The following is a 16,956-nucleotide window of genomic DNA, read 5'->3' as shown; positions in this document are numbered from 1 at the left end:
ATTTACAACAATTAATTTATCAACATTAACTGCCACGATAATTATTGAAATATGCCTTAAAAGTAGTTGATATCCCCCATGAACAGTTGAAAAACAAATTAATTTTTTATGACATTGCATTTAATGAAATACAGATTACATTAAATTATGAGAAATTTCAACACATCCAATTTAATTAAACCATGAAGCAATTAAAATGATAGAAAATATTTGGAAATATATGGCCAATGTCATTTCTGCCGCATTAACCATTTAAAAAAAAAAACGCATTCCATAAAAATAATTAAATAGTGTAAAAAAGATAATAAAATATAAGAAGCGTAATGCTTTTTGAATTTTTACTTTTCACTTGAAAAAAGTGAATATACAAATTTATGGAGGAAAAATAATGGAACCAAATAAAGTATCTGGAATATTATCCGTAATTTTAGGATTATTTTTTATAATCTTCCCGTTTTTTAGTACGGGAGTAATATCCATACTTATTGGAATAAGTTTAATATTCTTTGGTATAGCATTAATATTAGCTGGATTTACAGCAGGAAATATTATAATTGGAATTCTGGCCATTTTATGTGGGTTTGTATTTACATTTAACATTAATGCATTATCCTTCCTTTTAGGATTCCAATTCTATATCATTGGTATTTTACTTGTTTTAGCAGGTATAGTTGGTCTTATTTCAGACACACAAATATCTAAAATTTTTTCAATATTGATTATACTTTTAGGTATAATAGCATTTGCTCTTGGAGGATTTTCACTCACAAGTCCAATTTATGCGGCAATCCTTATTGGTGTATCTTTAATCATCCAAGGAATAGGATTATATATGGATTAGAAATTTAATAAGCAATCTTTTGATTGCTTTTATTTTTTATTTTTTAAAAATTTTATATTGAATATATTTTATTTTAACATAAGATTTAAAACTGCTTTTTTTAATTTAAAATAATTATAAATTAATTGAAATATTTAAAAAAAAGGATTTTATGCTGGTTTCTTAAGGATAATAAAAAGAAAAAGAATAAGATTAAGATTAAGATGATCTTATTCTGTTGTAAACAAATGCTGCGACTGCAATAATCACGAATGTGCCTATTATAATTAATGCATTTTCAATAACATTAACCAAGAAACTGCCGACTGATTTCAAGAAGTCTAAAATTGCTTGAACTAATGCTATGAGCTGATTGATTATCTCCATAAGGAAATTTAATAAAGCTAACAGCAAGTTTAAAATTTGCTGTATAAGTGCAATAATCGCAGAGATAAGCGCCATAATGAAACTCAAAAGAGATTCAATTAATGCTATAAGCTGCTGAATGGCATGCAATATAAGATCCAATAATTTTAAAAGCCCATCAAGTTCCTTCCATAGCGAATCAAGCATATTTAAAAATTGTTGAAGGGCATCCATCATCGACTGAATTTCGGCCATAATGTTTTCAAACATCTTTGCCATTTCTTCTATAGCATTGATAAACATTAAAAAGTCATTTATTAAAGTTTCAATAATAGGTTCCCAGGCGTCAAATAGCATATCAGCAAGTAAAAGCAAAAGCGCATATAATAATGTTTCATTTGTTTCATTATCGAATAGCGCAGTCATATTTGTAACGTTGGTTGCATTGGTAATGTTTGTTGCATTTGTTATATTAGTTAAATTTTTAGTTTGATTATTGATTGTTCTATAAGATACCGTATATGCAAAATAATCAGATTCATTACCAGATACAGATTCTAAAACTTCAAAATTAAAAACAGCTTCAGTATGATCGTTTATTTTAACAACTGCATGGTCGCCTATACTTTCATGTGAGGCTGCAACCGCTTGACCGACCTTGGAACTGGAAGATCCTGTTTTTACAAAATCCGCCATTATTTGTCCAATCTGGCCCGAAGAACCCTGTCTATAGCATTCTACTACTGCCAGTTTCAGTGTATTTGAATTACTGGCCTTCGATGTAGAGGCACGTTTGAATTCATCTCCCGTTTTTGCAGGAGGTTTTGAATAATCAAGAATAAATCCTCTATACCCATCACTAAATCTAATGTCATTTCCACTTCCCTGAGCTAAAATATAGTTTTTTTTGGATTTATTGTGCGAATCGTTTTTATCTGGAGTAATGTTCTTGTCAGGTGTTTTATTATCAATTGTTTTGCCATGATCTGATGAATTTTTATCAGCATGTGTAGTATTGTGTGCTACGACAATACCTATAAAACAAAAGGAAATTAATATGACAAGAATTAATGTAACCATTTTTTTGTTCATGTTATGCCTCTTATTAATAGTTTATGATTATTCGTATATATTAAGATTATGGCAATTTCAGTTATACAAACACCAAACATGTGTTATGAAGTTTATTTGGTTATTCGTTACATACTTTAAATTTTAAATACTATTATCTAAAAATATATATTTGTAAAACAGTTAAGTTATGTGATAAATATGAATTTACGTGAAATTATAATGGACGCTATTAAATTTCCTATTAGCGATACTCGAAAATTTTTAATATTTTGTGCTTTAATTATTATAATGAGCTTATCAACAGTTCTTCCATCATATGGGCTTAAGGATAATACTTTAACCCTTATTTTAAGCATTGTGACTTTAATCGTTACATTTGTAGTTTTAGGCTACTGCATTGATGTCATTAAAAGTGGAACTGATGGTGCTGATACACTTCCTGATTTTGATTATGTGAAACAATTTGTCCTTGGTATTAAAGCTTTGATTTTAGACATAATCTATTTCATCATACCCGCTGTCATTGTCATAATTATCGCTTCCGCAAGCGGACTGTTTTCTTCATTCACTGAAATCGTATATATCAGTATGGATGCTATAGCTAATGAAACAACCAATATGACCATGATATTAGCGGCAGTACCCAAATCAACAATGAATACATTTACCAATGCATTGGGCATTACTTTAATTGCCGCAATTATATTATTTATCATATTTTCATTTTTGTCATTTACAGCACTGGTCAGATTTGCAAAAACAGGAAGCGGAACCGAAGGATTGAGATTCAGGGAAATATTAAGGGACATATCAAAAGTCGGTGTTATAAAGATTATAGTTACATTGATTGTAGTTTATATAATTGCATTTATTTTTGCAGTTATCATCGGACTGATTGGTTTGATTCCATATGTCGGCGTTTTCATAGGTATTTTTGTCGGAATTCCGTTTGTAATATTGTATTTATACAGAGCTATCGGTTTATTATATGCTGATGCATAATATTAAACCATTTTTTTTTCTTTTTATTTATTTTTTGCAGAAATCCTTTTAATCCCAAAGAAATATTCTTCTTTTTTAAAAATATTTTAAACTACAGCCATTGAGTATAATAGTTACGATTATCCTTTCAATATATCGATAAAAAAAAAAGATTAAAGGATTAAATAGTACAATTTAATTTTTAATTGTAATTACAGTACTGTTTAATCCCAATACTCTTGAGTAATCAATTTTATCTGCAATTTTATTTAAAACACTAATATTATCAAATTCCAAATTATCCTTTTCAACTACAGGATTGAAATCAATCCCCGTGTCTTTAATTGAAATCAGTATATCTTCACCATTGTCTCTGACGATAACATCAATTGTATCGACACTTTCGTTGGAATTGATGATATTTACAAGCATGTCCTCAATAGCTAAACTGACCAAAACTGCTGATTTGTTACCTGAAAGATACTTCTGAACATTACTAGCAAGGTCAACCGCTTCTTTAATGTCTCCATTAATTGTATGCTCAAATACGCTCTCTTCATCATTATGTTTGTTAATAAAGAATCCTGAATATTCCCCATCTGTTTTTTTGTTGATGTATCTTGAATAGGCAAAAATAAATAATATTGTAACTGCTTCAGCAATTGCAAATGAAATCCAGATTCCATTTCCACCAAACAAAAAGGACAATATGACTGCAAAACCTATTGGTGCAACAAATCCTTCAAGCAGGGAAATAATTGTAGACAATTGATTTTTTTGAATGGCCTGAGAATAAAAAGTATACAAAAATGTTATTGCAATTCCTACATAACTTATTGCAAATATTCTAACTGCATTCAATACAACCGGAATGTCTGAAGGGTTTTTAACGCTATAAAGTAACAGTAAAACTTGCGGACAAATTATAAATAAAACAGATAATGCCAAACTTGCAGCGATTACAATCTTCAATGATCTTTTAATTATATAGTTTACACCAGAATAATCCTCTTCCCTAAAGTAAACGGAGACTATTGGAGACATTGTCTGTGCAGTTCCAATCAGGAAGATATACAATATAAATAAACTGTTATAACATATTCCAAATGCAACAATACCTGATTTTCCAAGATACATACCTGCAAGAATGTTTATTATAAACAATTTTAAGGTCAGGTATAACTGTGTGGATGAAGATGAAAATCCTGATTTTACTATTTGAGCCAAATAGCCAAAAAATGATTTGACTTTCAATATCAGAAAATTCAATGTGCGTTCAGGTTTGAAGAAATAATATGAAATGATTATTGAACCTACAATATATCCGGTTGAAGTGGCCCATGCAGCACCAGAAAGCCCTATGCCCAAAAATTTAATGTAAAAAATATCACATACAATATTAACAATATTAGCTATCAATATTGCTCTAAAAGGCAATGTCGGAATACCATCTGCTCTTATAAAGTAAGATAAACTCATCATATAGCATAAAAATGGCATTCCAACAATTAATGCAATGAAGTAATCATTAACGCTAGAAGCCAACATTGGTTGTGATATACACAGTAATTGTGAAATATTTTTTGAAAACAACAATCCTATAATCATTATCAGTATTCCAATTGATAAAAGGGCTATGATTGCTACCGAAAAGTAACTGTTACTTTGTTCATCATCGAATTCCGCTTTTGAAACGGAACAAAGTACACTACCTCCCAGTCCAATCATCCAGTAAATAAGATTAACAAAAGTAATTACCGGAGCCACACTTTGAATAGGCGCCAAATTACTGGCTCCAATTAAAAAACTTACAATCAATCCATCCACAAATAGACAAATATTTCCTGCCATAGATGTAAATAATGTGGGAAGGAAAAATTCCTGAAATTTACTTCTAAGCAGTGAATAATTTCGTTCATACATCCTCAATACCTCCTAAACACTAAAAAAATCCAAAATCCTTCAGGAATTTAACAAAATTATAAATATACTCTTCAGATAGAAATGGCCATTTTATACCTAAACGATATAGTGTCTGAATAGTATATGAGTTATCAACCGGCACCCAGACCTTTTTAACTTTACCCGAGCCTATTGATGTTATAAGACCTGAAACCCCTTCCTGTTTTGTCTTATCTGCAAGTGCTTCATCAAGGGCATTTTGATAATCGTCCTCTTCAGCAGGTTCAATATTCAATCCCAAAGGCTTGATAATGTTAATTATATCCCCAAATGAAATACTGTGATAATCATATGGATGGAATACCGTACATTCTTTAGGTGTTTTTGAAAGATTTATAATTGCCTTTGCAGTTGTATCAATTGGTGAGAACTCCACATTATTCATCAGCATTGAATAAGGCATTTTTCCAATTGTTACAAATGCTTTTAGACGATTGATAAATCCGTTTGTTTCAAAATTGATTTGGAATTCACTGTCTGAACTTCTTGCCATCAGGTTTCCAACTCTCATGATTTTAACATCCAAATCATCATTAATAGCAGCTTCCAATACAGCACGTTCTGCCAAGAATTTAGAACTGAGGTACTGATTATCTACAGCCTGACCTATGAATAAGTCCTTTTCACTGAATTTAACATCCACAGGAGGATAATTGTTAATACTTTCACCTGCAATACTGTATGTTGAAACTTGTACATATTTAGCATTTTTCATTTTTGCAAACTTAAGTCCGTTTATTACTCCCCCAAGGTTAATATCTTCAATATCTGTTCCGGAAGAGAAATGTTTAACGTTTGCCGCACAGTTAATTACAGTATCAATCTTTTCATGAATGAGTTTATCAAAGCCGTCAAAGTTAGTAATATCCCCTTCGATAACATGCAATCTTTTTTCAAATAAGTCGACATAGGCATTAGAGAAGTAATAGAAAAGCAATGATTTCAGTCTCTGTTCTCCACTTAATACCTTATTTGCCCGAATAAAACAGTAAATATCACCCGTCTCATTTTCCAATACTTCACGCAAGACATGTATTCCTAAAAATCCAGTAGCTCCAGTAAGGAGAATATTGCCCAAACTATCCTGAATTTCGCCGTTAATGATTGTGTCAATATTATTTTTCTTAAGCAGTTCATTAATTTGAGAATAATCATATGCCAATTCCGTTTTTTTATCTAATGTTTCATCAGATAAAATAAACTCAGCCAATGCCCTTGGAGTTGGGTTTGAGAATACATCACCATAATTTAAGTTATAGTTATGATTTAATGCTTCCATAGTAATTTTTGTAACCAGCAAGGATGTTCCACCTATATCAAAGAAACTGTCTGTTACACTAACTTCATCAAGTCCCAGGATTTCAGCAAATAAGTTTGTAAAGAATGCTTCAACTTCATTTTCAGGAGCAACATATTCTGTTATCAATACAGGTTCTGGAAGATTTCTCAAATCAGTTTTACCATTTGCAGTTTGAGGCATTTCATCAAGTTCCATATAAACTGTTGGAACCATATAATATACCAATTTTTCAGCAAGTGATGCCGTTAAATCATCAATATCAATGGAATATTCATTTTCTTCACGATTTTCATCCTTATACTCATCAGAAACTGTGAAATAAGCACATAAATGATCATTGCCTTTAATTTTTTTAACAACAACGGCAACAGATTTGATTCCAGGATATTTAGAAAGTCCAACTTCAATCTCACCGATTTCAATTCTTAAACCTCTGAGTTTGATTTGATTATCCATTCTTCCGAATACATAATAATCACCATCCTCAGTGACTTTAACAAAGTCTCCTGAATGGTAGAATCTAATTCCATTAATTACTTCATAAGATTTTGCATTATTTTCAGGACGATTCAAGTATTCTCTTGAAACACCTTTTCCTCCAATAAACAATTCCCCAATAACATTTGGAGGCAGTGGATTTGAATCGAAGTCCATAACCATTTCATGAACATTGAACAGTTCTTTTCCAATGTTTATGTCTGAACTTTCAAGCAGCTGCCCATTACAGTAAACTGTAGTTTCGGTCGGACCATACATGTTAAAGATTTTTCCGTTTGAGTTTTCGCTAAGCAATTCATATAATCTTTGTGAGAAAGGTTCTCCTGCATGTATATAGACTTTAAATCCATACATTGTTTCCTGCATTGCTTCAATTTCAAGATATTGGAGCAGACGTGATGGTGTGGCAATATAAACATTGGCGCCGCTTCTGTTAATTAAATCCATCATTTCAATTGGATCCTTGTATTCAATATCATTGGCAAATACCATAGGTATGCCATTTAATAGAGATCCCATTAATTCTTGCTGGAATACATCAAAAGCCACAGTAGTTGTGGATAACACCTTATAATCCTCTTTTTCAAGATTGTGTACTAATTCATATGTACAGATATTTCTCGGATCAGGATATGCGAAGTTTGCAATGTTTCCATGCTCCAGAATTACACCTTTTGGAAGTCCTGTTGAACCGGAAGTGTAAATGAGATATGCCATGTTGTTAGCATGTACATCAGGATTTGGATTGGAAATATCCTCCTCTTCAAGTAATTCATTAACATCTAGCAGATTGTCAGAGTACTCACTTAAATCAATACCATTTTTCTCAATTACATCATCCACAATAATGAATTTGGATTCACTGTCTGTTAAAACATGCTCAATTCTTTCGGACGGATATCCTGAATCTACAGGAATGAATGCTGCACCTGATTTTAAGATACCGAATATTGATGCAATTACATTACTGTTCCTATTCAATATAAACATTATTCTGTCTTCAGGACCTACACCTTTTTTAATGAGGCTGTGGGCAATCCTATTAGCTTTCTTATTTAATTCATCATAAGTGAATTCCCCATCGGTTGCATATAATATAACCCTATCAGGATGCAAATCCACCTGATTTTCAAATATCTTATTCAACCTGTCTTCTGGAATTTCATCATATTCCAAATCATCAGCACTCCAATCATCATTTTCAATAATTGAAATATCTTTCATTAAAGTTTTTTCATCGAATATTTGGAATTTGTTTAAAACAATAGAAATACAATCAAGGAATGTATTGATTAAAACTTTAGAGTATAATTGGTCGTTGTATTCACAGAAAATTCTGTATTGGTTGTCAACTTCAACTACATTAACACTTATTTTAAATTTCAATCCTTCATAATCAAGTGATTGTCTTTCAACATTCATTCCACCGATTTCAATGTCTTCTATGATTTTTCCATGATATGCATATAATATCTCAGGAGTAATGTCGAATTCATTTGAAATTTCAGTCAAAGGATATGATGAATAAGTCAACACATTCAACCATTCTCCATTAATGTATTCCATATATTCCTTAATATTTAAATCAGAATTTAATTTTAAAGCTAAAGGAAGAGTCTTAACCATCATTGCCAATGTTTTTTGTTGATTTGGATTGAATCTACCATTGGTAATTGTTGCAATCAACGTATTTCTATTATAAACAAATTTGTTTAAAACAAATGACATTGCTGCCAGGAATAAATTATTCTGACTGATGTTCGATTTCGAACAGAATTCATCAATACTTTGCTTATCTATGAAAACATCTTCAATTGCAGCCTTACCTTCTGATTCATCACCGTTAATGTCCTGTGCAATTACTGTAGCCTCATCAAATTCCTGGATTTTATTTGAAAAGAACAATTTCGCTTCATTGTATAAGCTGGATTGTTGTGTTTTAATTTCATCTAATGAATATTCAAATCCGTCAAGCTCTTCGAGTTCATAACTCTTGCCATCATAGATTTTAGCGATTTCATCAAATAATATGTTAAGAGATGTTCCGTCAACGATAATATGGTGGAAATCTGCTAAAAGCATTGAATTTTCAACTATCTTGAATCTGAATAATGGACCTTCTTCAAGATTGAATGGCTGTACAAATCCATCAATATCAACCTCATCAACGATTTCAATCAGCCCGTCAACTTTTAAAGCATCCCTTCTTTGTTGATAAACTTCTCCATTTTCAAGTATTATTCTTGTTTTCAGATATGGATGGTTATTAATAGCTTTAACAATTGATTCTTTGAGTTTTTTTGCATCAATGCCTTCACTAAATTCCATTTTCTTTGGAAGATTATATGCAGTATTTTCCGGATCTTTGATGCAGTCAAAGTAAACTCCAAGCTGATTTGAAGTCAACGGATATAATTCCTGAACATCACTTGATTTTTCATCATCAATTTTAATTTCTGAAGCTATTTTTTCAATGCTTTTGTAATTTAAGATTTCAGTAACATTCATTTGAGCATTTAAGTTATTATAAATAGCTGAAGTCAATTTGATTACTGTCAAGGATGTCAATCCTATGGAAAACAAGTCAGTATTTACACCAAACTCTTCAATGCCAAGAATTTCACTAACTATGTTAAACAATTCATTTTCAACATCATTTCTTGGTTTGATGAATTCATCCATATCAATTTCAGGGTCAGGCAAGTTTTTAAAGTCTGTTTTTCCGTTAGGTGTTTTTGGGAATTCATCCATTTGTGTGAAATATGATGGAACCATATATTCAGGCAGTGAGTCAATTAAGTGCTGTTTCAAATCATCGATGTCAATATCAGATGTTGCTGTGAAATATGCGCATAAATGTTCAATGGAGTTGATTTTTTTAACTACAACCCTTGTGAGAGTCACATTTTCATAATTTGCAATGGCTCCTTCGATTTCGGACAATTCAATTCTTAAACCTCTTAGTTTGATTTGAGTATCATTACGGCCTAAAACGTATAGCTCACCATCATAGTCTTTTTTACCCAAATCTCCGGTGTTATAATATGGAATGTTATTCAATTGCATAAATACCGTTTCAGTCTGTTCAGGATTATTCAAATAACCTCTGGCTATTCCTGCACCACCCACATAGATTTCACCAGATACATAGGGAGGGAGCTGATTTCCATCAATGTCCATTATCTTATCAACAACATTAAGCATTTTCCATCCTGCAGTAACTTTTGGAGAGTCCATGAGTTTATAATGTGAAGCTATTGTAACTTCTGTTGGTCCGTATGAATTGTAAATATCTGCGGTAGTGTATTTTGACAATCTGTCAAACAAAGCTGGAGGGAAACCTTCACCCCCCACAATAATGACCTTGCACTTTCCAACAACTTCCTGAATTTCTTCAAGCTGGAGATATTCAAGAAGTCTTGTTGGTGTTGAACCAAATCCTTCTGCATCAGTCTTTTTAAATAGTTCAACTAATTCTAATGGATCAATTGCCTGTTCATCATTGGCAAAAACTACAGGCAAACCATTTAATATTGTACCAAAGATTTCTCTTAAAAATACAATAAATGAAACAGTAGAAATTGAAATAAACTTATTACATTTATGATTTAGCTCATAAATTGGAGCATTTTCTTCAACATTGGCAATATAGTTTGAAATTCCTCTGTGAGTAATCATTACTCCTTTTGGTTTTCCGGTTGAACCTGATGTGTAAATCAAAAAGCATAAATTATCAGGTGTCAATTCAATTTGAGGATTAGAATCATTATCTTCACTGAGCAACTCATCAACATCTATTCTGTTTTCACCAGCATATTCTATTTCAGAAGAAGTGATAACAAATTTTGAATCACTGTCTTCAAGAATTTGGTTGATTCTGTTTTTCGGATAATTCGGATCAATTGGAATAAATGCTGCTCCTGCCTTGACAATACCTAAAACAGCAGCTATCAAATCGCTGTTTCTTCTCATCATAAACATTACTCTATCTTCAACATTAACTCCTCTTTTAATTAAAGAATTGGCAATTCTGTTTGCTTTTCTGTTTAGTTCATCGTAGGTAAGTTGACCGTCTTCGGCATAAAGTATTGTCTTTTCCGGATTTTCAAGGACAATATTTTCAAAAATTCTGTTTATTATACCCTCATTTGCAAGTTCAATTTCAAAGTCTTCATCCAATTCCAGAGTCTCACAAATGGAAATGTTTTTAAGCAATTCATCTGCTGATGCAAATTTATCAAACAGGACATCCATTGCATTGAGGAATTCATCCATAAGTTCTTTTGAATAGAATGATTCATCATAGCTGATGTTAATTTTTCCGCTTTCAAAATTAAATACCAATTTATAATCCTTAGTACTATATTCATCATCAAAAAATAGGATTTCACTTTCAAAATTTAATTTTTTATTGTTTAAAAGAGGATAATTCTTATATTCTTCAAAGTATTGTTTAAAATCATCAAAAAACTCTTTAACGGTCATGTCCGTGTTAAAATGATATCCTGCAGCAACACGATTATATGCAATCAAAATATCTTTTGAAAATGCAAACTTGGTTAAATTAAATAGGAATGTTGCAAGCAATATTTTTTCTTTTGATAAATGATATTCATTGGTTAAATCTTTTAATTTATCAATATCAACTGATTTAGATATCATTTTATAGTTTACATTTTCTTCACTGACATCAGGTGAAATAGCTGTCGGATTATCAAAAGAATTAATCATATTGTTATAATAATTTTCAGCCCTGAAGAATTCAACCGTATTAACATCATATTCCCTACATTTTTTAGATGAATCTTCATTGATTTGTTTTACCAGATTTTTAAGACCGGATGCCATTTCATCTATTTCATTTGAGGTGAAACAGGATTTATCATATTCAATGAATATAGAATGCAATCCATTTTTATCTGAATAATTTTTGTTTATTCTAAAGTGTAGAGGAAATTTAATGTCTTTTTGAAGAGTTAAGAATTTTGAATCATAATCTGTAGAATTTGATACAATAGAAATCATTGAAACACAATCAGGATCAATTCCGACATTTCTTAAGTCGGTTGTGTATTCACTGAACTGTAATTTCGCATGGGACAAACCTTGTTTTAAAACATCCTTTGAATAGGAAAGAAGTTCATCAAAAGTCAAATCCTCATCATATTCCAATCTTAAAGGGATTGTATTTACAAACATTCCCAAAGCATCATTTTGGCCAAAATACCTTCCATGAACAGAGGTATTGAGTACTAAATCCTTAAACAGTTCATTATCCTTTTTGGATTTTGAAAGATATAGGAAATTTAGTGCCAGTGCAGTGACAAAAGGAGAGTATCCCAAATCAGGGGATTTATCCAAAAGGACCTCCAAATATCCAAGTTGTGAATCATCAAAGGAATACCAGTCCTGAGAGTAATCCTTTAGTGTGTCAAGCCAATATTTTTTATCATCACTAGCTTCATCAGATTTTAAATATTCCAATTCAGCATTGACATATGTATCATAGGAATAATCAATTGGAATGTATTCTTCACCGTTTTTAATACAATCAATACATTTTTCGATTTCACGAGGAATAATTGAGTAAAGTGAAGTTCCATCAATTAAAATATGTTGGACAACACCAATAAGAACACATGAAGAATCAGTTTTTAAAACTGCCCATTTATATAATGGAGAATCAAATATATCATCAAATGGATTGTCCAAATACTCTTTTATAAATTCATCGACACCACTCGAGACATCAAATGTTTCAATATTTACATTAACATCGGCATAATATTGTTTAAATTCACCAGAATCGTCATTTTTGATTTGTAAATTTAGATAATTTTTACAAATAATTTCCATAGATAATTTTACGTTTTCAAAATCATTTAAATCAAAATCTTTTTTGAATTTAAGATAAAATGAATCGTTATGAGGATTATTTATTTCAGAAAATAAAAGCATTTTTTGAGATGAAGATAATTCAAATAAATCCATAGTTTTACCTCAATATTTGTTACCATGAACATATTTGTAAAGCAAAATATTTAAAATTAATATAAGTGTAATATATTATTATGAAAATAATTAAATATTACAATAACAAGGAATTAACATTAACCATTGAAGGACGTGTTGATACTATCTCCTCACAGGACCTTGAAAAGCAAATCGATGACGAAATGGGAAATTTTAATTATCTGATAATGGATTTAACTGACTTGGAATACATTTCAAGTGCAGGACTTAGAGTTTTACTCGCAACCAAAAAGAAATTAAACCCCGAAAACATTCCATTTGTCATTAGAAATGCTAATGAGTCCGTTAATGAAATATTCGCAAAATCCGGTTTTGATAAAATTTTAAAGATAGAATAATTTCAATCCTATTAAAATTCAAAATAAGAAATAAAATGCATTAAATGAGTTATCTATGATAGAAATAACTCAATTTTGCACTAATTAGATAAAAAATATTATCTAAAGAAATTTTTTATTTTACTAAAAAATCCTCCCTCATTTTTTTGGGTATCCGAAGATTGAATAAGAACAGCATCTTTAATAGTAACTTCATCCGTTTGTTTTTCCGTTAAACTTTTAATTTCTTTAAGTTCATCAGACAACTTGTTAGAAGCTTTAATAGATTTTTCCAATTCTTCTTTTAATTGATTAAATTCTGTTTTAAGATCATTTAATTCATTTTGTGTTTCTTCCAGTTTTGATTTTGTTTCTTCCAGTTGTTTTGATGTTTTATCATCATTTTTCGGATTCGCATTACTTTGAAATGTTTTTCCTTTCATTACTCCGAATTTGATGTCTTCTTCATCATATTCGTATTCTTTCATTTCTTTAATAGCTCTTTCCTGGAAAAATTCCTGTGAATTAATATGCTCTTCCTGTATAATTTTTTCGTAATCTCCATGATTATTTATTTTACGACCTTTAATGTCATCTTTAAACATTATGTCTAAATCTTCAAGGATTCTATTTTTAATTTCAGGGTCTTCTATCGGACAGGCAATTTCAACTCTTTTAGCAGTATTACGTGTCATTATATCTGCACTTGAAATATATAATATCCTATCTTCACCCTTACCGAATGCATAAACTCTTGAATGTTCAAGATATCTTCCAACGATTCCTTTAATTTTAATATTTTCAGTTTTACCTGGAATACCTGGTATAATACAACATATACCTCTGATAATCATTCGTATAGGTACGCCACATTGTGATGCTTCAGCTAATTTATCAATGATTTTACGGTCAGTGATTGAATTCATTTTCATCAGTATTTCTGCCGGCTGATTATTTTTGGCTTTATCTATTTCATTATCAATAAGGTCAATAATTCCAGATCTTATTGTGGTAGGTGATACGAGAAACTTATTATAATGTCCTCTAAGATTGGACAATGAAAGATTATTGAAAAATTCAGTAGCATCTTCTCCAATTTCTTCATTAGATGTTAAATAACAGTAATCTGTATATCTACTAGCTGTTTTCTCATTGTAATTACCAGTACCTATTTGAGTATAATGTTTTATTTGATTATCATGTTTTTTAGTTACAGAACATATTTTTGAATGAACTTTATAATCTTCAAATCCATATAGAATATGAACTCCTGATTCTTCTAACAGTTCTGCATTAATAATATTGTTTTGTTCATCAAATCTTGCACGCAATTCGATGAGAACTGTAACTTCTTTTCCATTATCCAAAGCTTCCAGCAAATATTTAATAACTTCAGAATTTTTTGCTACTCTGTATAATGTAATTTTTATGGATAAAACTTCTGGATCTCTAGCAGATTCTTTTAAAAAGTCAATAAAATGATTCATTGTTTGATAAGGATAAAATAATAATATGTCTTTCTCATCCAATTGATCAAGTAGAGGTTTATTTTTCCTAATATTAGGGTTTACCTGTGGATTGAATTCAGGAAATGTTAATTCGTTAACTATTGATTCAGGCAATTCTTTAATTACATCTTCAATATAATCTAAATCCAATGGAGTTTGTGAAGTAAAAACTTGATTTTTATGTAACCCCAATTCTTTTTTAAGATGTTTTGTATACTTTACATCATTATCTCCATAAAATTCTAATCTTATAGGCGCTAATCTTTTTCTTTTCTTAAGAATTTTTTTCATGTAGTGCCTATAATCTTCATCTTCATCAATAGGAGTTCGTTGAAGGTTAATATCACTGTTTCGTGTTACTGCAGTAACTGTTTTATATATAACTTTATAATTTGAAAATACTGATTCAGTAAAAGCCAGTATTAAATCTTCCAACAATATGAATTCATTAGTTCCAGGAAACATAATATATCTTGGAAGTGTTGAAGGCACAGGTATTAATCCCATAATAAGATTCTTTTTGGATTTTTCATCATGACTATCATTAGGGGATTCAAGCATGGAATAAATATATAAACTCTTATTTATTAAATGAGGAAACGGCTGATGCGGATCAATAATTTGTGCGGATAATAATGGCATTACCTCTTCATAGAAGTATTTGGAGATATATTGTTTTCTTACCATATTAAGTTCATCAAATTTATATCTTACAATCTGGCGTTTACGTAATTTTTGAATAATATTATCAAAAATTTTATCTCTTTTTGCATAGAGGGGTAATGTAGCCTTAAATATCGCATGTAATTGTTGGCGAGGTGTTAAACCAGTTTTATTATCCCTATCCTTCTTATCAACTAAGGTTAAATCGTATAAACTACCACATCGAACCATATAAAATTCATCGAGATTACTTGTAAAAATAGATACAAATCGTAATTTCTCAAGTAATGGAACACTGTCATCTTCCGCTTCACTGAGAACCCTTTCATCAAATTTTAACCAAGATAATTCCCTATTTTGAGTATATGAATAATCCCTTTTTTTCATTATATAACTCCCATTGATTTAAATTCTCCACATAATGCATTTAATACGTTTCTCTTATGGGAGAATTTACTTGAAAATAATATTACCTGGTGATTTAAATTCACCATTTATAATTGAATTTAATACACCTTCTCTTATGGAGTAGTTTGTTACATGCAAATATTTTACATCAAAATAATCTGCAATGGTTTTAACAATGATTATTCCCGGAATTAATGTGTGTATACGTTCAGCTTTTATTTGTAATACTTTATTGTAATCTTCTTTAGTATTATGACGTAATTCATTTAAAAGATCATCCAATAAATAAATTGGTATTATTTTTGTATGGTGTTCTATCATACCTAGATATTTTAAGAGTCTTTTTATTGAACGGACTGTACCTCCTACACCAATCATTATCTCCCTATTATGTTTTTTAATACCTGAATCTTTTATTTCTTTAAGAACTCTCTTTTGAATATGTTTTCTTTCATTTTCATCTGGAAACATCAGGGATACATATTCCTGATACATCACTAATGACCCTATAGGAAGACTAACATCACCTATTGGTTTTCTATTTTTAAATACATTTATTTCAGAACTACCCCCACCAACATCAATAAGTATTCCATCATTACCGTATAAATCTTTTTCTTTAATAATTTCAAAACTTAAAGTAGCTTCATCATCGGGAGATAATACATGTATGTGAATGTTTAATGCCTTTTTAACTCTATCCAATATTTCTTCAGTATTATCAACATTTCTTAAACTGGCAGTAGCAAAGTAATATGCTTCATCAACACCCAATTCTTCCATATGTCTATTAAACTTTTTAAGAGTAGAAACCAATACATGAATACCAGCTTCATTCAATTTACCATTCTCTCTAAAGCCTATAAGTCCTGCAGTTTTCTTATTTGAAACTGAATGTCTAACTTTTCCATTCATATAATCATAAATCTTAAACCTTATTGTGTTTGACCCAATATCTACTATTCCATATCTTTTCATATTACCACATTAATCAATTAATTAAACAAATTCTATATATATAAATTA

At 30.3% G+C, this 16,956-nt stretch carries 8 protein-coding genes; 3 read left to right on the top strand and 5 right to left on the bottom strand.

Annotated elements, in window-relative coordinates; translation table 11 throughout:
* Positions 1–388 precede the first annotated feature (388 nt).
* Positions 389–841, top strand: coding sequence for a DUF308 domain-containing protein (locus ACKI5C_RS07515; RefSeq protein WP_407432544.1), 453 nt, complete (start codon positions 389–391; stop codon positions 839–841).
* A gap of 198 nt (positions 842–1,039) precedes the next feature.
* Here the strand turns inward: ACKI5C_RS07515 and ACKI5C_RS07510 are convergent, their stop codons facing one another.
* Entirely contained in the window at positions 1,040–2,278 is a 1,239-nt protein-coding gene (locus tag ACKI5C_RS07510; RefSeq protein WP_407432543.1) for a hypothetical protein, read from the bottom strand.
* 180 nt (positions 2,279–2,458) lie between these two features.
* Between ACKI5C_RS07510 and ACKI5C_RS07505 the strand changes: the two genes are divergently transcribed.
* Positions 2,459–3,262, top strand: coding sequence for a DUF4013 domain-containing protein (locus tag ACKI5C_RS07505; RefSeq protein WP_407432542.1), 804 nt, complete (start codon positions 2,459–2,461; stop codon positions 3,260–3,262).
* Positions 3,263–3,436: 174 nt separating this feature from the next.
* Here the strand turns inward: ACKI5C_RS07505 and ACKI5C_RS07500 are convergent, their stop codons facing one another.
* Both ACKI5C_RS07500 and ACKI5C_RS07495 read right to left on the bottom strand, forming a co-directional pair.
* Complete coding sequence (locus ACKI5C_RS07500; protein WP_407432541.1) at positions 3,437–5,164, bottom strand: MATE family efflux transporter; 1,728 nt, start codon at positions 5,162–5,164, stop codon at positions 3,437–3,439.
* Between the two features lie 19 nt (positions 5,165–5,183).
* Complete coding sequence (locus ACKI5C_RS07495; RefSeq protein ID WP_407432540.1) at positions 5,184–12,992, bottom strand: amino acid adenylation domain-containing protein; 7,809 nt, start codon at positions 12,990–12,992, stop codon at positions 5,184–5,186.
* Between the two features lie 80 nt (positions 12,993–13,072).
* Here ACKI5C_RS07495 and ACKI5C_RS07490 point away from each other — a divergent pair, with 80 nt between their 5' ends.
* Positions 13,073–13,372 carry an STAS domain-containing protein gene (locus ACKI5C_RS07490; protein ID WP_407432539.1) on the top strand — a complete coding sequence of 100 codons (300 nt, stop codon included), beginning with the start codon at positions 13,073–13,075 and terminating at the stop codon, positions 13,370–13,372.
* A 98-nt stretch (positions 13,373–13,470) separates the two neighbouring features.
* On the opposite strand, the gene ACKI5C_RS07485 is transcribed toward ACKI5C_RS07490, so the two are convergent.
* Together ACKI5C_RS07485 and ACKI5C_RS07480 are read right to left on the bottom strand one after the other, a co-directional pair.
* Entirely contained in the window at positions 13,471–15,909 is a 2,439-nt protein-coding gene (locus ACKI5C_RS07485) for an RNA degradosome polyphosphate kinase (protein ID WP_407432538.1), read from the bottom strand.
* 66 nt (positions 15,910–15,975) lie between these two features.
* The gene (locus tag ACKI5C_RS07480; RefSeq protein WP_407432537.1) at positions 15,976–16,908 is read right to left on the bottom strand and encodes an exopolyphosphatase; all 933 of its coding nucleotides are present in this window, start codon (positions 16,906–16,908) and stop codon (positions 15,976–15,978) included.
* Between the last annotated feature and the right edge of the window lie 48 nt (positions 16,909–16,956).

It is taken from the genome of Methanobrevibacter sp., assembly GCF_045646045.1.
GTDB lineage: Archaea > Methanobacteriota > Methanobacteria > Methanobacteriales > Methanobacteriaceae > Methanocatella.
Note: the sequence above shows the minus strand (reverse complement) of the source record. Positions and strands in the feature narration are given on the sequence as shown.